At 67.4% G+C, this 21617-nt stretch carries 24 protein-coding genes; 15 read left to right on the top strand and 9 right to left on the bottom strand.

Translation table 11 applies throughout. The annotated features are described in order from the left end of the window. Positions 1 to 81 precede the first annotated feature (81 nt). The 3 genes from ispG to QMZ25_RS14845 all read left to right on the top strand — a co-directional run bounded on the left by ispG (position 82) and on the right by QMZ25_RS14845 (position 2926). On the top strand, positions 82 to 1347 hold the full coding sequence (gene ispG / locus QMZ25_RS14855; protein ID WP_283219869.1) for a flavodoxin-dependent (E)-4-hydroxy-3-methylbut-2-enyl-diphosphate synthase: 1266 nt from the start codon (positions 82 to 84) through the stop codon (positions 1345 to 1347). Further along, a complete protein-coding gene (locus QMZ25_RS14850) occupies positions 1328 to 2077 on the top strand; it encodes a phosphatase PAP2 family protein (protein ID WP_053517284.1) in 750 nt (249 codons plus the stop codon). Before ispG ends, QMZ25_RS14850 begins: the two co-directional genes overlap by 20 nt. Positions 2078 to 2278: 201 nt before the next feature. Next, positions 2279 to 2926 (top strand): response regulator, encoded by a 648-nt coding sequence (locus QMZ25_RS14845; protein ID WP_065174949.1) that lies wholly within the window; start codon positions 2279 to 2281, stop codon positions 2924 to 2926. 107 nt (positions 2927 to 3033) lie between these two features. Here QMZ25_RS14845 and eda read toward each other — a convergent pair whose 3' ends face one another. From eda to zwf, 5 genes are all read right to left on the bottom strand, one after another. Beyond that, entirely contained in the window at positions 3034 to 3693 is a 660-nt protein-coding gene (eda, locus tag QMZ25_RS14840; RefSeq protein ID WP_128989062.1) for a bifunctional 4-hydroxy-2-oxoglutarate aldolase/2-dehydro-3-deoxy-phosphogluconate aldolase, read from the bottom strand. A 129-nt stretch (positions 3694 to 3822) separates the two neighbouring features. After that, a complete protein-coding gene (gene edd / locus QMZ25_RS14835) occupies positions 3823 to 5739 on the bottom strand; it encodes a phosphogluconate dehydratase (RefSeq protein ID WP_065174951.1) in 1917 nt (638 codons plus the stop codon). Between the two features lie 58 nt (positions 5740 to 5797). Next, a complete protein-coding gene (gene pgl / locus QMZ25_RS14830; RefSeq protein ID WP_053517289.1) occupies positions 5798 to 6520 on the bottom strand; it encodes a 6-phosphogluconolactonase in 723 nt (240 codons plus the stop codon). Further along, complete coding sequence (gene glk, locus QMZ25_RS14825) at positions 6517 to 7524, bottom strand: glucokinase (RefSeq protein ID WP_283219868.1); 1008 nt, start codon at positions 7522 to 7524, stop codon at positions 6517 to 6519. The genes pgl and glk overlap by 4 nt, the downstream gene beginning before the upstream one ends. Then, positions 7521 to 8957: a glucose-6-phosphate dehydrogenase gene (gene zwf, locus QMZ25_RS14820; protein WP_345782739.1), complete on the bottom strand. Its 1437-nt coding sequence runs from the start codon at positions 8955 to 8957 to the stop codon at positions 7521 to 7523. The genes glk and zwf overlap by 4 nt, the downstream gene beginning before the upstream one ends. A gap of 354 nt (positions 8958 to 9311) precedes the next feature. On the opposite strand from zwf, the gene ugpC reads away from it, so the two are divergent. After that, positions 9312 to 10394, top strand: coding sequence for a sn-glycerol-3-phosphate ABC transporter ATP-binding protein UgpC (ugpC, locus tag QMZ25_RS14815; protein WP_065181281.1), 1083 nt, complete (start codon positions 9312 to 9314; stop codon positions 10392 to 10394). 69 nt (positions 10395 to 10463) lie between these two features. Here ugpC and QMZ25_RS14810 read toward each other — a convergent pair whose 3' ends face one another. Further along, positions 10464 to 11336, bottom strand: a complete 873-nt coding sequence (locus QMZ25_RS14810; RefSeq protein ID WP_283219866.1) for a folate-binding protein — start codon at positions 11334 to 11336, stop codon at positions 10464 to 10466. Positions 11337 to 11375: 39 nt separating this feature from the next. Between QMZ25_RS14810 and QMZ25_RS14805 the strand changes: the two genes are divergently transcribed. The 10 genes from QMZ25_RS14805 to QMZ25_RS14760 all read left to right on the top strand — a co-directional run bounded on the left by QMZ25_RS14805 (position 11376) and on the right by QMZ25_RS14760 (position 18425). Next, positions 11376 to 11546 carry a DUF1674 domain-containing protein gene (locus QMZ25_RS14805; RefSeq protein ID WP_074901279.1) on the top strand — a complete coding sequence of 57 codons (171 nt, stop codon included), beginning with the start codon at positions 11376 to 11378 and terminating at the stop codon, positions 11544 to 11546. 56 nt (positions 11547 to 11602) lie between these two features. Then, positions 11603 to 11995 carry a succinate dehydrogenase, cytochrome b556 subunit gene (sdhC, locus tag QMZ25_RS14800; protein WP_004153151.1) on the top strand — a complete coding sequence of 131 codons (393 nt, stop codon included), beginning with the start codon at positions 11603 to 11605 and terminating at the stop codon, positions 11993 to 11995. Further along, positions 11992 to 12378 carry a succinate dehydrogenase, hydrophobic membrane anchor protein gene (gene sdhD, locus QMZ25_RS14795; protein ID WP_053517295.1) on the top strand — a complete coding sequence of 129 codons (387 nt, stop codon included), beginning with the start codon at positions 11992 to 11994 and terminating at the stop codon, positions 12376 to 12378. The genes sdhC and sdhD overlap by 4 nt, the downstream gene beginning before the upstream one ends. 31 nt (positions 12379 to 12409) lie before the next feature. Continuing rightward, positions 12410 to 14200: a succinate dehydrogenase flavoprotein subunit gene (sdhA, locus tag QMZ25_RS14790; protein WP_053517296.1), complete on the top strand. Its 1791-nt coding sequence runs from the start codon at positions 12410 to 12412 to the stop codon at positions 14198 to 14200. A gap of 67 nt (positions 14201 to 14267) precedes the next feature. Then, positions 14268 to 15053, top strand: a complete 786-nt coding sequence (locus QMZ25_RS14785) for a succinate dehydrogenase iron-sulfur subunit (protein ID WP_283219865.1) — start codon at positions 14268 to 14270, stop codon at positions 15051 to 15053. A 90-nt stretch (positions 15054 to 15143) separates the two neighbouring features. Next, positions 15144 to 15392 (top strand): succinate dehydrogenase assembly factor 2, encoded by a 249-nt coding sequence (locus QMZ25_RS14780; protein WP_053517299.1) that lies wholly within the window; start codon positions 15144 to 15146, stop codon positions 15390 to 15392. Continuing rightward, complete coding sequence (locus QMZ25_RS14775) at positions 15343 to 15792, top strand: hypothetical protein (RefSeq protein ID WP_111185440.1); 450 nt, start codon at positions 15343 to 15345, stop codon at positions 15790 to 15792. Before QMZ25_RS14780 ends, QMZ25_RS14775 begins: the two co-directional genes overlap by 50 nt. A gap of 23 nt (positions 15793 to 15815) precedes the next feature. After that, positions 15816 to 17057, top strand: coding sequence for a lipoprotein-releasing ABC transporter permease subunit (locus tag QMZ25_RS14770; RefSeq protein WP_065174956.1), 1242 nt, complete (start codon positions 15816 to 15818; stop codon positions 17055 to 17057). Next, positions 17050 to 17868 carry an ATP-binding cassette domain-containing protein gene (locus QMZ25_RS14765; RefSeq protein WP_065174957.1) on the top strand — a complete coding sequence of 273 codons (819 nt, stop codon included), beginning with the start codon at positions 17050 to 17052 and terminating at the stop codon, positions 17866 to 17868. Before QMZ25_RS14770 ends, QMZ25_RS14765 begins: the two co-directional genes overlap by 8 nt. Positions 17869 to 17975: 107 nt before the next feature. Continuing rightward, a complete protein-coding gene (locus QMZ25_RS14760) occupies positions 17976 to 18425 on the top strand; it encodes a DUF6491 family protein (protein WP_053517332.1) in 450 nt (149 codons plus the stop codon). Between the two features lie 18 nt (positions 18426 to 18443). Here the strand turns inward: QMZ25_RS14760 and QMZ25_RS14755 are convergent, their stop codons facing one another. Genes QMZ25_RS14755 through ftsY form a run of 3 tightly spaced genes read right to left on the bottom strand, consistent with a single transcriptional unit; the run spans position 18444 to position 21125 of the window. Continuing rightward, positions 18444 to 18713, bottom strand: a complete 270-nt coding sequence (locus QMZ25_RS14755; protein ID WP_065174958.1) for an oxidative damage protection protein — start codon at positions 18711 to 18713, stop codon at positions 18444 to 18446. Positions 18714 to 18718: 5 nt separating this feature from the next. After that, on the bottom strand, positions 18719 to 19831 hold the full coding sequence (mutY, locus tag QMZ25_RS14750; RefSeq protein WP_283219864.1) for an A/G-specific adenine glycosylase: 1113 nt from the start codon (positions 19829 to 19831) through the stop codon (positions 18719 to 18721). After that, entirely contained in the window at positions 19824 to 21125 is a 1302-nt protein-coding gene (ftsY, locus tag QMZ25_RS14745; protein ID WP_283219863.1) for a signal recognition particle-docking protein FtsY, read from the bottom strand. The genes mutY and ftsY overlap by 8 nt, the downstream gene beginning before the upstream one ends. Before the next feature lie 129 nt (positions 21126 to 21254). Here ftsY and QMZ25_RS14740 point away from each other — a divergent pair, with 129 nt between their 5' ends. Further along, positions 21255 to 21554 (top strand): hypothetical protein, encoded by a 300-nt coding sequence (locus QMZ25_RS14740; protein ID WP_283219862.1) that lies wholly within the window; start codon positions 21255 to 21257, stop codon positions 21552 to 21554. The last annotated feature ends 63 nt before the right edge of the window (positions 21555 to 21617 follow it).

Raw genomic sequence — 21617 nt, 5'->3', positions numbered from 1 at the left:
GCCTGCGACAATCGGCCGCAGCCGTGCCGGCGGCTGAATGCGAGTCACCCGGAAACCGGAGGCGGGCGCTAGAATGCCCGCATGCACGACGCCGTTACCCGCCCGACCCCGCCTTCCGAGCCCACCGCCTGGTCCCGTCGCCAGACCCTCGCCGTCCAGATCGGCGGAGTCACCGTCGGCGGCGGCAGGCCGGTGGTGGTGCAGTCGATGACGAATACCGACACCTCCGACGTGGCCTCCAGCGTGAAGCAGGTCGCCGAGCTCTGGCGCGCCGGTTCGGAAATGGTGCGCTTGACCGTCAACACCGTCGAGGCCGCGGCCGCGATCCCGCGCATCGTCGACAAGCTGGCGATGATGGGCATCGACGTGCCGCTGATCGGTGATTTCCACTACAACGGCCATCAGTTGCTGACCGCCGAACCGGCGTGTGCCGAAGCACTGGCCAAGTACCGCATCAATCCGGGCAATGTGGGCTTCGGCAAGAAGAAGGACCTGCAGTTCGCGCAGTTGATCGAGTTCGCCATCCGCTACAACAAGCCGGTGCGCATCGGCGCCAACTGGGGCTCGCTGGACCAGGCGCTGGCGGCCAGGCTGATGGATGAGAACAACGAGCGCGAGCAGCCCTGGGACGCCGGACGTGTCCTGCGCGAGGCACTGATCCGGTCAGCGCTGGATTCGGCCGAACAGGCCGTGGAGCTGGGCCTGCCGCGCGACCGCATCGTGCTGTCGGCCAAGGTCAGTGGCGTGCAGGAGCTGATCGCGGTCTACCGTGACCTGGCACAGCGTTCGGAGTTCGCGCTGCATCTGGGCCTGACCGAAGCCGGCATCGGCAGCAAGGGCATCGTTGCGTCGGCAGCGGCGCTGAGCGTGCTGCTGCAGGAAGGTATCGGCGACACCATCCGCATCTCGCTGACGCCCGAGCCGGGCCAGTCGCGGACGCAGGAAGTGATCGTCGCCCAGGAGCTGCTGCAGACCACCGGCCAGCGCGCGTTCACGCCGCTGGTGACGGCCTGCCCGGGATGCGGCCGCACCACCTCCGAGTTCTTCCAGGAGCTGGCCAAGGTGGTGCAGAACCACGTGCGCGAGAAGATGCCGCTGTGGAAAGTGCAGCACCCGGGGGCGGAAAACATGACCCTGGCGGTGATGGGCTGCGTGGTCAACGGCCCGGGAGAATCGCGGCACGCCAACATCGGCATCTCGCTGCCGGGAACCGGGGAGGCGCCGTCGGCGCCGGTGTTCGTCGATGGCGAGAAGAAGGTGACCCTGCGTGGCGAGAACATCGCCCAGGAATTCGTCGCCCTGATCGACGATTACGTCGAACGAACCTATGTCCGAAGCGCAGGATAAGCCCGCGATCCTTGCCGCGCCGGAGCCGGCCTCCGGCTTCCGTCACTGGATGGCGCGCAATGCGTGGCGCCTGGTCCTGCTGTTCGCCGGCGTGCTGTTGCCGCTGGCCGGCTTCGTCGCGCTGGCCGACGAGGTGCATGAGTTTGAATCGTTCCATTTCGACGCGCCGCTGCTGTGGCAGATGCACGGCCTGCATTCGCCGTGGCTGGACCGGTTCTTCGTGCTGCTGTCCCGGCTGGGTTACGAGTGGTTCCTGATTCCCGCCGATGTGCTGATCGTCGCGGCACTGCTGGGCTACCGCCGCTGGCGCGAGGCCACCTTCGTGGCCGTCAGTTTCCTCGGATCGGCACTGTTGAACATGGGCAGCAAGCGGTTCTTCCAGCGGGACCGCCCCAGCCTGTGGGAGTCCATCGCACCGGAATCGACGTTCAGTTTCCCCAGCGGCCACGCCATGGGGTCGATGACCCTGGCGGCAACCCTGGTACTTCTGGCCTGGAATACCCGCTGGCGCTGGCCGGTGCTGGTGCTGGCCCCTGCGTTCAGCTTGCTGGTCAGCGTGTCCCGGGTCTATCTCGGGGTCCATTACCCGTCGGATATCCTGGCCGGATGGTGTGCAGCACTGGTTTGGGTGGTAGGGTGCTACCTGGTCATGTTCAGTCGTCGGCATCCCTGGCGACGCCGCGATTCGCCGCCATCGACGGCCAGCGAAGCATCAACACAGGGGGAGTGACGTGGATGGCTCTTCGCGGGCGTCTACGTGATAGATGAGCTGTTTCGTTGCAGTGGGTTCTGCAAGACAGGGGGTAAGCACAATGCGTGAGACTGTGATCAACCCGGCACTCTTGCCCGGTATGCACTTCGACCGCGCTTGCGAGGGTTCGGCACCCTGCCTAGCTTGACCCGCAATGGCCGCATTCGAAGAGGTACGTGAATGACGATTCGAGTCTACCTGGTGGACGACCACGCACTGGTCCGCACCGGGATGAAGATGATCCTGTCGGGTGAGACCGACATCGAGGTGGTGGGCGAGGCCGAGACCGGCGAGGACGCGCTGCGCGAGATCCGCCAGCTGCAGCCGGACGTGGTGCTGTGCGACCTGCACCTGCCGGGTGTCAGCGGCATGGAAGTGACCGAGCGCATCGTGCGCGGCCATCGCAGCACGCGCGTGGTGATCGTGTCCGTCCTGGAGGATGGCCCGCTGCCGAAGCGGCTGCTGGAAGCCGGCGCGGCCGGGTACATCGGCAAGGGCTGCGACGCCCAGGAACTGCTGCGCGCGGTGCGCGACGTGGCAGGCGGGCGCCGCTACCTGGGCACCAGCATCGCGCAGAATCTGGCGCTGTCGACGGTGGAGGGGAATGGTTCGCCGTTCGACACCCTGTCTCCGCGCGAGCTGGAAGTGGCGCTGCTGCTGACCCAGGGATTGCGCCAGGAAGACATCGCGCGCCGCCTCAGCCTCAGCGCCAAGACCGTCAACACGCACAAGGCACGCCTGTTCGAGAAGATGGGTATCCATGACAACATCGCGCTGGCGCGCATGGCCAGCCAGTACGGGCTGGTGGATCCGGCACGGCCGCTGTGAGGGTTTCAGCCAACGGCTGAGGTGCGTCGCGCGCCCGGAATCTGTCTTCCAGTTCCGGCCCGCGGTCGCGGGGCCAAGCGTCGGCCCCGCGCTCACCCATCGGGCGCTCAGGTGCCGCGCACGCGCTTGACGATGGCCGCCGCCTGCATGGCGCTGGCGCGCACCTTGTCCCAGTCGCCGTCCGCAATCCAGTTGCCGGGCACCATCCATGAGCCACCGATGCAGACGACGTTCTTCTGCTCGAGGTACTCGGCGGCGGTGTTTTCCGTGATGCCGCCGGTCGGGCACAGCTTCAGATCGGCAATTGGACCGGCCACGCCCTTGATCATCGCCAGGCCGCCGACCGCCGTGGCCGGGAACAGCTTGCACACCCGGAATCCGCGCGCATGCAGCGACAGCAGCTCGGTCGGCGTCGCCGCACCGGGCACCACCGGCAGCGGCGCAGCGGCCAGCGCATCGGCCAGCGCGGGCGGCGTACCCGGGGTCACCAGGAAGTCCGCGCCGGCATCAATCGACTGCTGCATCTGCTCAACGGTCAGCACCGTACCGGCACCCACCACCACGTCCGGCAGTTCGCGCTTGAGCATGGCCAACGCCTCCATCGCCACCGGCGTGCGCAACGTCAGCTCGATCGCTGGCAGACCGCCTTCCAGCAGCGCCGCACTCACCGCACGGGCCTGGTCCAGCGTATGAATCGTCACCACCGGCAGGATGCCCGCCGCATGCAACAGCTCCGCCGCCTTCAGCTGATGTTGTTCGATACCCATAGCTCTGCTTCTGCCTTTGCTTCCGAATTTGATTTTCAGTGATCACTTCGCGGCGTTGATGCGCCGGAAAGTGTGACGCCGCCACCAGCACACTCGCCGCCGCAACACACCCGCAGCGCTCTTCAACCCTCAGGCGTCCTTCGCCTCATGCGGCGCTGCCGCCGCCGCCGCATCGTGTCCCAGTTCGTACTCGGCGTCGTAATCCCACGGCCCGCCATCGGCCGCTGCCGGCCCGCACGAAATCGAAATGGCGCCCTGATCGGCCGGCCCGACCACACGACGGTTGATCGCGAACAGGTTGCGGCCCAGATCATTCGCCGCGGGCGCGGTGTTCGGGGCCTGAGTGCGTGCTGCCCATTCCGCAGCGTCCACCAGGACGTCCAGCGTGCCCGCCTCGCCATCCAGGCGGATGATGTCGCCTTCGCGGACTTTCGCCAGCGGACCCCCACGCGCGGCTTCCGGCGTGACATGGATCGCTGCCGGGATCTTGCCCGACGCCCCGGACAACCGGCCATCGGTGACCAGCGCAACGCGTCGGCCCTGGTTCTGCAGAAGGCCCAGCAGCGGCGCCAGCGAATGCAGCTCCGGCATGCCGTTCGCGCGCGGGCCCTGGTAGCGCACCACCGCCACGAAATCCTGGGGAAGCAGCCCGGCAGCATGCAGCTTGTTGAGCACCTGGGGCGCATCAACGACAACGGCCGGTGCTTCGATCGAACGGTATTGCGGCTTCACCGCCGACAGTTTGATCAACGACCGGCCCAGGTTGCCGCGCAGCAGGCGCAGGCCACCCTGGCTCTCGAACGGAGCGTCGACGCCGCGCACCACCTCCTCGTCGGCACTGCGCTCCAGCCCGGGCAGATAGACCAGGGTGCCGTCACGCAGCTGCGGTTCGCGGGCGTAATCGGCCATGCCGCCGCGCGCCACACTGACCAGGTCGCCGTGCATCAGCCCGGCCCTGATCAATTCGCCGAACACGAAAGCCGGGCCGCCGGCCGCCGCGAAGCGGTTCACGTCGGCGTCGCCATTCGGATAGACGCGAGCCAGCAGGGGAATCAGCTGCGACAGCTCGTCGAAGTCGTCCCAGGTCAGCACGATGCCGGCGGCACGCGCGACCGCGATCCAGTGGATGGTGTGGTTGGTCGAGCCGCCGGTGGCCATCAGGGCGATGACGGCGTTGATGATCGCGCGCTCGTCGATGATCCGGCCGAGCGGACGGAAATCCTCACCCAGCGCGGTGATCTCCAGCGCACGCTCGGTGGCCTCGCGGGTGAGCGCATCGCGCAGCGCAGTGCCCGGGTTGACGAAGGATGCGCCTGGCAGCTGCACGCCCATCGCTTCCAGCAGTACCTGGTTGGAGTTGGCGGTACCGTAGAAGGTGCAGGTGCCTGCGCCATGGTAGGAGGCCGACTCGGCCTCCAGCAGTTCTTCGCGGGTGGCTTCGCCGGCCGCATAGCGTTCGCGCACCTCGGCCTTCTGCTTGTTCGGAATGCCCGGCGTCATCGGGCCGGCCGGAATGAACACCGCCGGCAGGTGGCCGAACGCGAGCGCGCCGATCAGCAGGCCGGGCACGATCTTGTCGCACACGCCAAGGTAGACCGTGGTATCGAACATGTCATGGCTGAGGCCGATCGCGGTGGCCTGCGCGATCACATCGCGCGAGAACAGCGACAGTTCCATGCCGCCGCGGCCCTGGGTGACGCCGTCGCACATCGCCGGCACACCGCCGGCCACCTGCGCGGTGGCGCCCAGTTCACGGGCGATCCCGCGGATCTGCTCCGGATAGGTCTCGAACGGCTGGTGGGCCGACAACATGTCGTTATAGGCGGTGATGATGCCCAGGTTCGGCGTCACGCCGCCGCGCAGGCGGCTCTTGTCGGTGCCGCCGCAGGCAGCGAAACCATGGGCGAGATTGCCGCAGCTCAGGCGGCTGCGGAAGGGGCCTTCGCGCAGGGCGGCGTCGACAGCGGCCAGGTAGGCCGCGCGCGAGGCAGCGCTGCGACGGATGACGCGGTCGGTGATGGCTTGCAGTTGCGGATGGAGGCTCATTGGCTACCGGCGTTCGAGGTGGCGAGAGGTGGGCGGCGGCGATATGCCGCCACCGACATCAATCTGCCCAGTGGACGCGCAGGCGCGCGCCTTCCAGGTGGATTGCGTTGAGGATCGGGTACTGCTGGGCATTGTTGCTGTCCAGCGCCTGCCGCAGCACCTGCAGCTTCTGCTTGCCGCGCAGCAGCAGCAGGCGCTGGCGGCACTGGCGCAGGCCGTGCGGGGTCAGCGTGATCCGCAGCGGCCACTGGTTGGCGCCCGGGCAGCCGGTCGCATCCAGTGCGGCATAGGGCAGGGGGCTTTCCAGCGCGCGGGCCAGGTCCTTCGAGCCGGGGAACAACGAGGCCGTGTGGCCATCATTGCCCATGCCGAGCGCGACCAGGCTGGGCGGCTGGCTGTGCTGTGCCTGCAGATTGGCGGTGTACACGCATTCCGGAAGCGGCTTGCCGATGCGCACCAGCGGGTCGAAATGTGCACCTTCGGCGCGCTTGAGCAGGTGCTCGCGTACCAGCCAGGCATTGCTGTCGCGATCCTGCGGCGACAGCCAGCGCTCATCGGCCAGGCTCACTTCCACGCGGTCCCAGTGCACTTCCATTTCTGCCAGCGCCTGGTACACCGGCGCCGGCGTGGTGCCACCGGACAGCAGGATGCGTGCGCGGCCGACTTCGTTGATGTCACGGTTGATGGTCTGTGCCATTTCGGTGGCCACCGCTTCGATCCAGCCATCGGCATCGCCGTGACTGACAAAATCGATGCGGTCGTCCTGGAAGACAGGGCTCATGCGGCAACTCCCGGAGCGTCACGTTCGGCATCGGCTGCATAGGCGGCAGCGCCCAGCAGGCCGGGGCAGGGGTGCATGATCGCCAGCGAAGGCACCCGCGCCATGATCGAGGAAAACCGGCCCTTGTGCTCGAAGCGCTGGCGGAAGCCGGAGTGCTGCAGCGAATCCAGCATTTTGGGCACCAGGCCGCCGGTCAGGAACACGCCATCCCAGGCACCCTGGATCAGCACCAGGTCGCCGGCGATGGCGCCGAACACTGCGCAGAACACATCCACGGTGCGCATCGCCTGCGGATCGCCGAGCGCGGCACGGGCGGTGACGTCGGCCGGCTGCAGATGGCCCGGGTCGACACCGGCCATCTCACAGACCGCACGATGGATGTTGACCAGGCCGGGACCGCAGATGAGACGCTCGTTGGACACGCGGCCGAACTGCTCGGACAGGATCTCCAGGATCCGCACTTCTTCCGGCGTGCCCGGCGGGAAGCTGACGTGACCGCCTTCGGTTTCCAGCGGGTAGCTGCGGCCGTGGCGCACCACCAGGCCACCGACGCCGAGGCCCGTGCCGGGGCCGATCACTCCGTAGTTGCGTGGCTGGCCCAGCGCGGCCGGCGTCCAGTGCGCACCGCCGATCTGCACCACATCCTGCGGTTGCAACAGGGCGACGGCCATCGCCTGTGCGGCGAAGTCGTTGATCAGGTGCAGCTCGTCGAAGCCGAGCATCGCTGCGGTGCGGCTGCGCGAGATCACCCACGGATGGTTGGTGATGCGTGCCTCGTCGCCATCGACGCGGCCGGCCACGGCAAACACGCCGCGGCGCGCGCTGGCCCCGGCCTGCTCAAGGTAGTGGCGGGCGGCATCGCCCAGCGACGGGAACTCGGCGACTGCGAACTCGCGGATGCTGTCCTTCTGCAGGGGCGCATCCAGCGAAGTGTCGGCCAGTGCGAAGCGGGCATTGGTGCCGCCGATGTCGGCGACCAGAACCGGCTGCGAGCTGCCACTCATGCCGAAGCTCCGGTGTCCGGCGCATCCACGCCCTGTGGCAGGAAGTCGCTGGCATCCGCCGGACCCCACTGGCCAGCAGGGTAAGGCTGGAGCGGCAGGCCGGCTGCCTTCCAGGCATCGGCGACGCTGTCGATCCACGCCCAGGCGGCGCGCACTTCGTCGTCGCGCACGAACAGCGCATGGTTGCCGTTGAAGGCGTCCAGGAAAAGGCGCTCGTAAGCGATGCGGCGGTGCAGTCCCGTCGGCACCGACAGCTCCAGTTCCAGCGGATGCAGTTCCAGCGCGCCCCATTCCGGACCGGCCAGGCTGCTCATCAGGCCCAGCTCGATGTTTTCCTGCGGCTGCAGCTGGAACACCAGGCGATTGGGTGCGGCCTGCGCGCGCTGCGGGCGCTCGAACAGCCAATGGGTGACCGGCTTGAGGGTCACCACCACGCGGGTGGTGCGCTCGGGCAGGCGCTTGCCGGTGACCAGATGGAAGGGAACGCCGGACCAGCGCCAGTTGTCGATGTGCGCGGTGACGCCGGCGAAGGTTTCCACGTCGCTGCCTTCCGGCGGCTGATAGGCCTGTGCCGGCTGGCCGTTGATGGTGCCGGCGGTATAGCGGCCGCGCACGCTGTCGCGGGCGGCATGCTGGGCGTCGAGGGGGCGCAGGGAGCGCAGCACCTTGACCTTCTCGTCGCGGATGCGGTCGGCTTCGAGCGACGCCGGCGGTTCCATCGCCACCAGGCACAGCAGCTGCAGGATATGGCTCTGCACCATGTCACGCAGGGCGCCGGAGCGTGCGTAGTACGCGTCGCGGCCGTCCACGCCTTCGCTCTCTGCGACCAGGATGTGCACCGACTCGATGTAGTTGCGGTTCCACACCGCCTCCAGCAGGGTGTTGCCGAAGCGCAGGGCGATCAGGTTCTGCACCGCAGCCTTGCCCAGATAGTGATCCAGGCGGAACACGCGGTCTTCGTCGATCCACTGGCCGATGGTGCTGATGATCTCTTCGGCACTTTCGCTGTCGCTGCCGATCGGTTTCTCCAGCATCAGCCGGGCCGGTGCGGCGAGGGCGCCCCCCTTGGCCAGGCCTTCGCAGGTGGAGATGTACAGGCCCGGCGGAATGGCCAGGTAGCTCACGCACCTGCGGTCCACCAGGTCGGAGACGGCGGCGGCGACCGAGTCGACATCGCGCAGGTCCACCGAACGGTAGTCGATGCGGCGCAGCAGCGCGGCGATGTCGTCCTGCGAGGCCATCGGCATGGCCTGCTGCAGACGCGGGCGCAGGATGTCATGGAAGGCCTCGGTGTCATGGCCGGACAGGGCCAGCGCACGGATGCGGAAATCCTCCGGCAGCAGACCATCGCCAAGCAGGCGCAGCAGCGAAGGGAACAGATAGCGCTGGGCCAGATCACCTGTGGCACCGAACAGGAAGAGGGTGTCGTGCATCGCTCGAGTTTCAGATCCGGGTGACATCGTTGTCAATCGCTTCATGGCTGGGTTCGGGGGACATCCGCGCAACTGCCTGTCCGAGGTTCGAGGAACGCGATCTGCAGGGGATACCAGCAGGCCGTTCCATGCGAAACCACCGCACCGGCGAACGTTCCATTGTCCGCCGACGCAGGTCGGTGCGCACCGACCATCGGATAGTGCCACGTGAAAACGTTTACATGGCAGAATGGGCAACTGTATTCGATTGCAGTGCTCGCCGTCATGCGGCAGTCGCGCAATCATTGCTGCCATCGGGAGGGCCGAGGCAGTCCCAAAAGACAGCCCGGCGTCGGGCAGACCGGATCAGGTGATATGGCAAAAGTGCAGTTGCAGGGTGTGCGCAAGGTCTACGACAACGGCCAGGTTGCGGTGAAGGACGCCACTTTCGAGGTCGCCGATGGCGAACTGATGGTGCTGGTCGGTCCTTCCGGCTGTGGTAAGTCGACCCTGCTGCGGATGGTGGCAGGCCTGGAGGAGATCAGCGGTGGCACGCTGAGCATCGGTGACCGCGTGGTCAACGATGTGGCACCGAAGGATCGCGACATCGCCATGGTGTTCCAGAGTTATGCGCTTTACCCGCACATGACCGTGGCCGAGAACCTGGCGTTCGGCCTGAAGCTGCGTGGCCACGACAAGGCGACCATCGACAGGCGGATTGCCGAAGCGGCGCAGACGCTTGGCTTGACCGAGATGATGGACAAGCTGCCCAAGGCGATGTCAGGTGGCCAGCGCCAGCGTGTTGCGCTGGGGCGCGCGCTGGTGCGCGAACCTGCGGTGTTCCTGCTCGACGAGCCGCTGTCCAATCTCGATGCCAAGCTGCGCCACAGCGTGCGTACCGAGATCGCGCAGCTGCACCGCAAGCTGGGTACGACCATGATCTATGTCACGCACGACCAGGTCGAAGCGATGACGCTGGGCCAGCGCATCGTGGTGCTCAAGGACGGCATCATCCAGCAGATCGATACGCCGATGGCGCTGTATGACCGCCCGGCCAACCTGTTCGTGGCCGGTTTCCTCGGCAGCCCGGCGATGAACGTGCTGCGCGGGACATTGCAGGGCGATGCGGGCGGCGTGACGGTGGTCGAGGGTGAGTGGCGCGCGCCGCTGGGCCAGGCCACGATCGACCCCGCATGGCTGCAGAAGCCGATCAACGTCGGCGTGCGCCCGGAGCACCTGCAGCCCGCCACGGGCGACGACGCGCATGCGTTCACCGCGCGCATCGAGGGCATCGAGCCGGTCGGCAACGAGATCTTCGTCAACCTCAGCAGCGGCCAGCATGCACTGACCATGCGGGTGGCGCCGCAGGCGCTGCCGGCCGTGGGCGAGGACATCCGCGTGGCGATCCATCCGCAGGGCCTGCACTTCTTCAACGCGGAAACCGGCGAGCGCCTGTAAGACTCGGTGGCGCCGGGCCATGCCCGGCGTCATCGGCAGATCCCCGCCCTGCGTGGATGGGGCGCAGCCTCAGCGCGCCAGGCCATCCAGCAGTGGAATCCGCTGCGCGGGCGCATCGCCGACCTGCAGCGCTGCGTCGCTCGTTTCAAGCGGCAGCACCGCCAGCGCGAGATCGCCGGCCACGCTGGCGATCGTGCCCAGTGCCGCGCCGTCCTGCTGCACGCCGTCACCGGCCTGCGCCGGCGCATGGGTGTGCAGCAGCTGCACCGCGCGCTTGGCCTTGCCGAGGAAGTGGGTGCGGGCGACGATTTCCTGGCCCGGGTAGCAGCCTTTCTTCACGCTGTAGCCGTTCAGACGGTCCAGCCCCAACTGCTGCGGCGTCCACACCTCGCGCTGGCTCTCCTCCAGCCGGGGCAGGCCATACCGCAGGTCAGCCTGGCGCCAGGCCAATACAAAGGCCGCGTCGTCGTCCGGCCCACCGGCCGGGAAGGTGTCAGCGGCACCGATGCGCAGCGCGCGCGGCAGCGCGTCGCTGCCCAGGTCCAGCTCCCAACCGCCTGCATTGGCGGCGATCGCCGCGCCGGTAGCCGCTTCCGGTGCGGTGAACGCGCCGGCCACGGCCAGATCGTCGCGCAGCTGCACCTTGACCTTGCGGCGGAACACGAAACGCTGCAGTTGCGACGCAGTCGCATCCGCGTCGCCATCGGCGAACACCAGCATCACGTGATCCTCAGCCAGCCGGAGCAGCTGGAACACCGCCAGGGTGCGGCCCTTGGCACTCAGCCAGGCGCTCCACTGCCAGTGCTGCTGGGGCAGAGCGAGGACATCGCTGCTGAACTGGGCGTGGGCGAAGGCAGCTGCGTCCACGCCCTGCAGGCTCACCAGCTGGTGGCCCGGAAGGCGTGGATATCCGACGAAAGCAGGGGGCAGGTTGTCAGGCACGTGAACGAGGTCTAAAATTTGTGCGTTGCGAGACCGACCATGATAGGCCAAACAACCCCCACTCCCGACGACGAAACTGAAGCCCCGCTGGTCCCTGCGGCACCCGTGCCCGTGGAACAGGAAAAGGCAGAGGAATTCGGCGGCCGCGGCGGACTCGATCCGGTGCGGTATGGCGATTGGGAGAAAAACGGACGCTGCATCGATTTCTGATCAGCATTGAGCCAACGCGGCCGCGTGCCGCCCAGCCGAGACAACGAGCCCAGCGAATGGCGACCAGACAACGCCCACTTTCCCCGCACCTTCAGGTGTATCGCTGGCAGATTCAGATGGCCACCTCGATCCTGCATCGAGCCACTGGCGTCTTTCTGTCTGTTGGTGCCCTCATCATCGCTGCGGGCCTGCTGGCCCTGATGATGGGGCCCGATTCGTGGAACTGCTTCACCGGCCATGCCGGGGCCTGGTATGGCCGCGTGTTCCTGTTCGCGTGGACATGGTCGTTCGCCTATCACCTGTGCAATGGCATCCGCCATGTGGTGCAGGACTTCGCCATCGGCTTCAGCATCCCCGCCTTCATCCGCAGCAGCTGGCTGTCGGTCATCGGCAGCCTGGTGATCACCCTGCTGGTGTGGGCCTACGTGATGTTTGGAGGTGCCGCGTGAGCAAGTTCCGTACTCCGCTGAAGAACGTGCGTGGCCTGGGTTCGGCCAAGACCGGCACCGAGCACTTCGTGCACCAGCGCCTGACCGCCGCCGCCCTGGTGGTGCTGGGGATCTGGTTCCTGGTCTTCGTGCTGGGCCTGCTGGGTTCCGACTACGCGACTGCCACTGCTGCCATCGCCAAGCCGTGGAACGCGGTGCCGCTGATCGGCCTGCTGATCGCCATGTTCTGGCACGCACAGCTCGGCATGCAGGTCGTGCTGGAAGATTACATCCACGAATCGCTGCTGGCCCTGGTGCTGCAGACCGCGGTGAAGTTCGTCGCCGTGCTCGGCATGATCGTCAGTGTGTTCGCGGTGGGCCGCATCGCCCTCGGCGTTGCCTGAGCCCAGGCACCTACACAGGAATCCAGACTAGATGTCCGCTTACAAGATCACCGAACACAAGTACGACATGGTCGTGGTGGGCGCCGGCGGCGCCGGCCTGCGTGCCACGTTCGGCCTGGCCGCCAAGGGCCTGCAGACCGTGTGCCTGACCAAGGTCTTCCCGACCCGTTCGCACACCGTCGCCGCCCAGGGCGGTATCTCCGCCGCGCTCGGCAACATGGGTGAGGACGACTGGCGTTACCACTTCTTCGACACCATCAAGGGGTCGGACTGGCTGGGCGACCAGGACGCCATCGAATACATGTGCCGTGAGGCCATTCCGGCCATCATCGAGCTCGAGCACTACGGCGTGCCGTTCTCGCGTACCGCCGAAGGCAAGATCTACCAGCGCCCGTTCGGTGGCATGACCACCAAGTACGGCGAAGGCCCGGCGGCGCAGCGCACCTGCGCGGCGGCCGACCGTACCGGCCACGCGATGCTGCATACGCTGTACCAGCAGTCGCTGAAGCACGACGCGCGCTTCATGATCGAGTACTTCGCGCTCGACCTGATCTTCGACGACGAAGGCGTCTGCCGCGGCGTGCTGGCCCTGGACATGTCCGACGGCACGCTGCACCTGTTCCGCGCCCAGGGCGTGGTACTGGCCACCGGCGGCTACGGCCGAGCCTATTTCAGCGCAACTTCCGCGCATACCTGCACCGGCGACGGTGGCGGCCTGGCCATGCGTGCCGGCATCGCCATGCAGGACATGGAATTCGTGCAGTTCCACCCGACCGGCATCTACGGCGCCGGCTGCCTGATCACCGAGGGTGTCCGCGGTGAAGGTGGCATCCTGCGCAACAGCAGCGGCGAGCGCTTCATGGAGCGCTATGCACCGCATTACAAGGATCTGGCATCGCGCGACGTGGTCAGCCGTTCGATGACCATCGAGATCCGCGAAGGCCGCGGTGTCGGCGAGCACAAGGATCACATCCTGCTCGACCTGACCCACCTGGGCCCGGGCGTGATCGATGACAAGCTGCCGGGCATCGCCGAGAGCGCCCGCATCTTCGCCGGCGTCGACGTGCACAAGCAGCCGATCCCGGTCATCCCGACCGTGCACTACAACATGGGTGGCATCCCGACCAACTACCACGGTGAAGTGGTGCGCAAGGTCGGCGACAACCCCGATGCCGTGGTGCCGGGCCTGTACGCCATCGGCGAAGCCGCCTGCGTGTCCGTGCACGGCGCCAACCGCCTGGGCTCAAACTCGCTGCTGGATCTGGTGGTGTTCGGCCGCGCGGTGGCCAACCGCTGTGCCGAGACCATCAAGCCGGGCGCGGCGCACAAGCCGCTGCCGGCCGATGCCTGCGACAAGGCGCTGGGCCTGCTGGACAAGCTGCGCCACGCCAACGGCGATACCCCGACCTCGGTCATCCGCGACCGCATGCAGCGCACCATGCAGGCCGACGCGGCCGTCTTCCGCACCAGCCAGACGCTGAAGGAAGGCTGCGAGAAGATGGACAAGATCTTCGATTCGTTCCAGGACGTGAAGGTCTCGGACCGTTCGCTGGTGTGGAACTCGGACCTGATCGAGACCTACGAGCTGAACAACCTGCTGCTCAACGCGGTGGCGACGATCAACTCGGCCGAACAGCGCAAGGAAAGCCGCGGCGCGCATGCGCACGAGGACTTCCCGGACCGCGACGACGTCAACTGGCAGAAGCACACCCTGGTCAGCGTCGACGAGAAGGGCAAGTGCAGCTTCGACTACCGTCCGGTGCACATGTACACGTTGACCGATGACGTGTCCGTGGTGCCGCCGAAGCCGCGCGTGTACTGATCCGACCCCGCCTACCATGCAATCCGCGCCTTGAGGGCGCGGGCCGCCTGAGCCAACGAGAGCAGCCATGGCCGAGTTTTCACTCCCCAAGAATTCCAAGATCACGAGGGGCCAGCACTTCCCCGTCAAGAACGGCGGCAAGAACGTGCGTACCTTCAAGATCTACCGCTGGAGTCCGGATGACGACAGCAATCCGCGCACCGATACCTATGAGGTCGATCTGGACGCCTGCGGCCCGATGGTCCTGGACGCGCTGATCAAGATCAAGAACGAGATCGATCCGACCCTGACCTTCCGTCGCTCCTGCCGCGAAGGCATCTGCGGTTCGTGCGCGATGAACATCGACGGCACCAACACGCTGGCCTGCACCCGCGCCATCGCGGACTGCGGCAAGAAGGAAGTGCCGATCTACCCGCTGCCGCACATGAACGTGGTCAAGGATCTGGTGCCGGATCTGACCCACTTCTACGCGCAGTACGCCTCGATCAAGCCGTGGATCCGCACGCAGACCCCGGCGCCGCCGGATCGCGAGCGCCTGCAGTCGCCGGAAGACCGCAAGAAGCTCGATGGCCTGTACGAGTGCATCCTGTGCGCCTGCTGCTCGACCAGCTGCCCGAGCTACTGGTGGAACGGCGAGCGTTACCTGGGTCCGGCGATCCTGCTGCAGGCCTACCGCTGGATCATCGACTCGCGCGATGAGGACACCGGTGCGCGCCTGGACGATCTGGAAGATCCGTTCAAGCTGTACCGCTGCCACACCATCATGAACTGCGCCCGCACCTGCCCGAAGGGCCTGAACCCGGCGCTGGCGATTGCCGAGATCAAGAAGCTCATGATGGAGCGTCGCGCCTGATCCATCCCGCATGCGGCCGCATCGACGGCGGCCGCACGCACCCCAGCCGAGCCACGCCATGCGTGGCTTCGCTGTATCTGGAGGCCTGCAATGGATGAAGAGACCCTGCTGAAGAAGCTGCGCTGGCGCTGCCGGCGTGGCATGCGCGAACTGGACCAGCTGTTCGAACGTTACCTCGACCGCGAATGGAGCGCTGCGCCGACCGAAGAGCGCGAGGTTTTCCTGTTCCTGCTCGACTGTGAGGACGATAAATTGTGGCGCTGGTTCATGGGCTACGAGGTCTGCCCGCATGCGCACGCCATCCCGCTCATGGACAGGATCCGCGCCCTCAAGCCTTGAGTGGCGCCCTTCACGGCTGCAGGCGGGTGCCCAGCTGGCGGTACTGCTCGCCGCCCCCTGGCTGCTGCGCGCTTCGGATCTGCCCCGAGACGCCCTGGTTCCCGTCGTACTGCTGGTCTGGGCGCTGGGCCTGGCCGAGCTCTTCTGGCGCCTGCGCCGGCCGAAGGTGAGGGTGTGCCTGCCGGCGTTGCCCGCTCCGCTGCAGGTGGCAGGCCAGGCGCTGGACGCTCCACAGCTGGTGATCCGCGGCCCGTGGCTGTTGCTGCATGGGCGCCAGGGGCGGCGGCAGCGGCGCCTGCTGTTCTGGCCGGATGTGCTCGATGCCGGGCAGCGACGTGAACTGCGACTGGCCGTCGCCGCACGCGCCGTTTCCCGTCGAGCCCGGTCGATGGCACCATAGGCTGAATCGTCCGGCGTGCCTGCATGTTCAAACCCATTCCCGTGGCCATCGGCCTGCGCTACCTGCGCGCCAAACGCCGCAACGGCTTCATCTCCTTCATTTCGATGGCATCGATCCTGGGCATCGCGCTCGGCGTTACGGTGCTGATCACCACCCTGGCGGTGATGAGCGGCTTCCAGAAGGAAATCCGCAGCCGCCTGCTGCAGATGACGGCGCATACCACCATCAGTCGCGACGGCGAGCCCATGCCGGACTGGATGCGCGTGGTGGACGTGGCCAACAAGGACCCGCGCGTGGCGGGCGCCGCACCCTATATCGAGATCCAGTCGATGATCAGCGGCCCGCGCGTGCAGGGTGCGATCATCCAGGGTATCGACCCGGCACTGGAGCCGAAGGTGTCGGTGATCGACCAGAAGGTGGTCAAGGGCAGCTACGACAGCCTGAAACCCGGCAGCTTCAATCTGCTGCTGGGCAAGGAACTGGCGATCTGGCTGGGCGTCGATGTCGGCGACCAGGTGCTGGTGACCTTCGCCGAAGTGCAGGGCACACCTGCAGGCGCCGTTCCGCGGATGAAACGCTTCACCGTCAGCGGTATTTTCGAGGCCGGCTACAACGAGGTCGACCGCGGCGTCGGCTTCGCCAACATGAAGGATCTCGAGCGCGTACTGCGCGCCGATGGCGCGACCGGCGTGCGCCTGAAGCTGCACGACATGGACCGCTCGCTGGAAGTCGGCGTGGACCTTGCGCAGAACCTCGGCGGCGCCTATCGCGTGAGTGACTGGACCCAGCAGAACGCCAATCTCTACCACTCGCTGCGCATGGAGAAAGTGGTGATGGGCATCCTGCTGTCGCTGATCATCGCCATGGGCGCGTTCAATCTGGTGTCCTCGCAGGTGATGCTGGTCACCGACAAGCAGGCGGACATCGCCATCCTGCGCACGCTTGGCCTGACCCCGGCCGGGGTGATGCAGGTGTTCATGGTGCAGGGCTCGTTGATCGGCATCTTCGGCACGCTGGCCGGACTGATCGGCGGCATCACCCTGACCTTCAACCTGGAACGCATCCTCGGTGCCATCGAGCGCGTGTTCAACGTCAAGCTGCTGCCGGAAGACGTGTACTACATCACCGGCCTGCCGACGGACATGCAGACCGGCGACGTGGTGGTGATCACCGTGGTCGCACTGCTGATGAGCTTCCTGGCCACCCTGTATCCCGCCTGGCGGGCGGCACGCACCCAGCCGGCGGAGGCCCTGCGCTATGAATGAAGCCTTTGACCGCGGCCAGGAAGTGATCCGCGCCGAGCACCTCGGCAAGATCTATGCCGAAGGGCGCATGCAGACCCCGGTATTCGACGGCCTGAACCTGACCGTCACCGCGGGTGAAACCGTGGCCATCATCGGCGCGTCCGGTGCAGGCAAGAGCACGCTGCTGCACCTGCTGGGGGGACTGGACGTACCCAGTGCCGGCGAGGTGTACGTGGCCGGCCAACGCATGTCGGCGCTGTCGGATACCGCACGTGGCCTGCTGCGCAACCAGGCGCTGGGCTTTGTCTACCAGTTCCATCACCTGCTGCCGGAATTCACCGCGCTGGAAAACGTGATGATGCCGCTGCTGCTGTCCCGCTCGCATTCGCCGATGTCACAGCGGGCGATGTTCGCCGGCCTGGGCGTGGTGGGGACGGCGCTGGCCAGCATCGTCAACGGGGCCACCGCCTTCGTCCGTGGTCGTCCTGAAGTGGAGGAGGCGGCCGCGCGCGCGACCCTGCTGCTGGAGTCGGTCGGGCTGGGCCATCGCCTGGACCACAAACCGGGCGAGCTTTCCGGTGGCGAGCGCCAGCGTGCGGCGGTGGCGCGCGCGCTGGTGAACCATCCGGCCTGCGTGCTGGGCGACGAGCCGACCGGAAACCTGGACGATCGCACGGCCGGCACCGTGTTCGACCTGATGCTCGAACTCAATCGTGCCCGCCATACCAGCCTGGTGCTGGTCACCCACGACCGCGGTCTGGCGCGGCGCCTGGACCGGGTGCTGGAGCTGCGCGAAGGGCGCCTGCACGAGCTGGCCCACGCCGACGTCTGAGCGGCCGGCAACGTGCACCTCCCGGCGCCTGAACGGTGGCGCCGGGATTCTCGCCGCCCATACCCGGGCAGGCGCATGATGGCCCCCGGTTCCCCGTGGAGATCGACATGAAGACCCCGCTTGTGATCGCAGGGCTCTGCCTTGCCCTGGCCGCGTGTGCGACCACCGGCCGCCTGAGCAGTGCCGAGCGGCTGGACCTGTACCGGGCGCACGCCGGCGCACCGCAGAATGACATGCAGTTCTTCGGCAGCCTCAACGGCTGGACCGAACTGGGCGACAGTGCACTGGCGGTATGGACCCGGCCCAGCGAGGCCTACCTGCTGGAATTGAACGGCCCCTGCCAGGATCTGTCGTTTGCGACCGCCATCGGCCTGACCAGCCGCATGAACCGCGTGTCGGCCCGCTTCGACAAGGTGTTGGTCCGTGACCCGACCGGAGGCCCGCGCCTGCCGTGCTTCATCAGCAGCATCCGCAAGCTTGACGTGAAGGCGCTGCGTGCTTCGGAACAGGAGCTGCGGCAGGCGCAGGTGCAGGAGCGCGAGGAGCCGGCGAACTAGGCCGGCGCCATCTCCGGATCAGGCTTCCGGGATGAAGCCGGCGGGCTTCTCCGCGTCCTTCTCGAACAGGAACTTGACCAGTTCCCCTTCCAGGAACGCGCGGTGCTTCGGGTCGCGCGGTGACAGGCGGTTCTCGTTGATCAGCATGGTCTGGTGCGCCAGCCATGCCGCCCAGGCCTGTTTGCCGATGTGGTTGAAGATGCGCTGGCCCAGTTCGCCCGGATAGGGCACGAAGTCCAGGCCCTCGGCATCGCGTTGTTCATACTGGCAGAAGACGGTTCGGGGCATGGCACTCACTCGTGGTTGCGGGGTTTCTTGGATCTGCGTTGTGGCGGTTTGATCGCGGTGCCATCGAGCAGCTTGCGGATGGGAGCCGGCAAGCCCAGCGCCGGCAGTTCGTCGGCGGTGACCCAGCGCAGCGAGGATTCTTCCACGCGCAGGCCGCGCACCTGTCGCGACAGGATCTGCAGGTGCAGCCTGTAGTGGCTGAAGGTGTGCTGCAGCACCGGCAGCTCGTCGGCATCTTCCAGCGAGCCGTCCACGTGTGCATCGAACCAGTCCTGCAGCGCTTCACCGGCGTCGGCCTGCGGCAGGGTCCACAGTTGCGCCCAGATGCCGGTCTCCGGTCGCTTCTGCAGCAGCACGCGCTGCTGGGCATCGCGCAGCAGCAGGGCCACGGCTTCGCGTTCGGGCAGGGCCTTGCCGGGCTTCGGCGTGGGCAGCTCGGCGGTCCGGCCTTCGCGGCGCGCCACGCAGTCCTGCTGCTGCGGGCAGATCACGCAGGCGGGCCTGGCGCGGCTGCACACGGTGGCACCGAGGTCCATCTGCGCCTGCGTGTAGTCGGCCATCCGGCCATCCGGCACCTGGGCCGCGTGCGCTTCGGCGATGGCCCACAACTGCTTTTCGATGGCTGGCAGGCCGGGGAAGCCTTCGATGCCGTGATACCGGCTGAGCACGCGCTTGACGTTGCCGTCGAGGATCGGAAACCGGTCGTTCCAGGCCTGGCTGAGGATCGCGCCTGCGGTGCTGCGGCCGATGCCGGGCAGCGCATGCAGCGCGTCGAAATCACGCGGCAGTTCGCCCTCATGCAGTTCCACGCAGCGCTGGGCCGCCGCATGCAGGTTGCGCGCACGGGCGTAGTAGCCCAGCCCGGCCCACTGCGCCATCACTGCATCGTTGCTGGCCGCGGCCAGCGCGGGCAGGGTCGGGAAATGCTGCAGGAACCGCTGGAAGTAGGGGATGACCGTGGCCACCTGGGTCTGCTGCAGCATGATCTCCGACAACCAGACCCGATAGGGGCTGCGCGGATGCTGCCAGGGCAGGTCGTGGCGGCCGTGGTCGTCGAACCAGTGCAGCAGGCGGGCGACGAACGGGTCGCCCGCAGGCACGACGGTGGCCTCAGGCACTGCCAAGCGCTTCGGGCAGCAGCGCGTCGACGAAGGCTTCCGGATCGAATTCACGCAGATCTTCCGGGCGTTCACCGATGCCGGCGAAACGGATCGGAATGCCGAACTCGCGGGCCAGTGCGAACACCACGCCGCCCTTTGCGGTGCCGTCCAGCTTGGTCACCACCAGGCCGGTCACGTTCACCGCGGCGTTGAACTGGCGCAGCTGCGACAGCGCGTTCTGGCCGGTGGTGCCGTCGATCACCATCAGCACCTCGTGCGGCGCAGCGGGATCGATCTTGCCGAGCACACGACGGATCTTGCCCAGCTCGTTCATCAGGCCGGACTGGGTATGCAGGCGGCCGGCGGTATCGGCAATCAGCACCGACGTGCCGCGCGCCTTGCCGGCCTGCAGCGCGTCGTAGGCCACCGAGGCGGCGTCGGCGTTCTGGCCCTGGGCCACCACGGCCACGCCGTTGCGCTCGCCCCAGGCCTGCAGCTGGGCCACGGCAGCGGCACGGAAGGTATCGCCGGCGGCCAGCATCAGGCTGTGCCCGTCGTCCTTGAAGCGCTTGGCCAGCTTGCCGATGGTGGTGGTCTTGCCGACACCGTTGACGCCAACGGTCAGCACCACGAAGGGCCTGGCGTTGCGATCGATCACCAGTGGCCTGGCGACCGGCCGCAGGATCGCGATCAGGTCGGCACGCAGTGCGCCCAGCAGTGCGTTGGCATCGGCGAACTCACGTGCCTTCATGCGTCTGCGCAGGCCTTCGACCAGCTCGGTGGTCGCACCGACGCCGACATCGGCGGTGATCAGCGCGGTTTCCAGTTCGTCCAGCAGGTCATCGTCGAGCTTGGGATTGCGCGAGAACAGGCCGCCAAAGCTGCGCGCGATGACGCTGTTGCGCAGGCGTTCGCGCCAGCCGGACTTGCCGGCGGGGGCCGGTGCGGCATCCACCAGCACCGGCAGGTCGGCGGCCGGTGCGGAGGGCTGCTGTGCGGGGATCACCGGAGCCAGCGGGGCGAGCACGGCTGCGGCGGCACGTGCCTCGGCCTCGAAGTCTTCCGGTGCCAGGACGCGTTCGGTCGCTGCCGGCGCCGGCGGGGACGCCGGGGCAGCGGCGGGCGGCGCTGGGACGGGCACCGCCTCAGCCGGAGCCACGGCTGGCGGGGCGTCGGCTACGACCGTGGTGTCCTCGACGGGCGCGGCCGACGGGAATGCCGCCGCCAGCTCTTCAGCCGAGTAGTGCTGGGTCTTGGGCGCGTCCGGTGTGGCGGCGTCCTGGGGCTTCTTGCGGCGGAAAAAACTGAGCATTGGCAAAAGGCGCTGAAATCAGAGGGATATGCTACCACCCGGGCCCGTCTGCCCGATGTGGACTCAAGGTCGCGGCCGGGCAGCCGCTAATGGCTTCGGAGGGCTGCACCGGGCGGCCCGGAGACCGCCATGGACAACCTGATGGCAACGGCCTGGAGCGGCATGCGGGCAGCAGGGCAAGGCGTGCAGGTGGCCGCGCACAACGTGGCCAACCTGGCGACAGCCGATGCACCGCGCCTGCAGGTGCAGCGCGCGGCGGTGGAGCAGGGTGGGGTGCAGACCCGGGTGACCGCTGCCGGCGCCGATCCCGCCGCGCCGCTGGCTGATCTGCTGGCGGCAAACGCGGAGGTGGTGGCCTTCGCCGCCAACGCTTCGCTGGTCCGCCGCCAGGACCAGATGCTGGGGTCGCTGCTGGATCGCCGGGCCTGAGCAGCCCGGCCTGGCAGATGACAGCCAGCGCCGGGCAGCGCCGGGCCATGCCCGGCGACCACC

Origin of the sequence: Stenotrophomonas sp. RS-48 (assembly GCF_030053245.1) — a bacterium.
Lineage (GTDB): Bacteria > Pseudomonadota > Gammaproteobacteria > Xanthomonadales > Xanthomonadaceae > Stenotrophomonas > Stenotrophomonas maltophilia_P.
The sequence above is the reverse complement of the archived record's forward strand: the minus strand, read 5'-3'. Positions and strand labels throughout refer to the sequence as shown.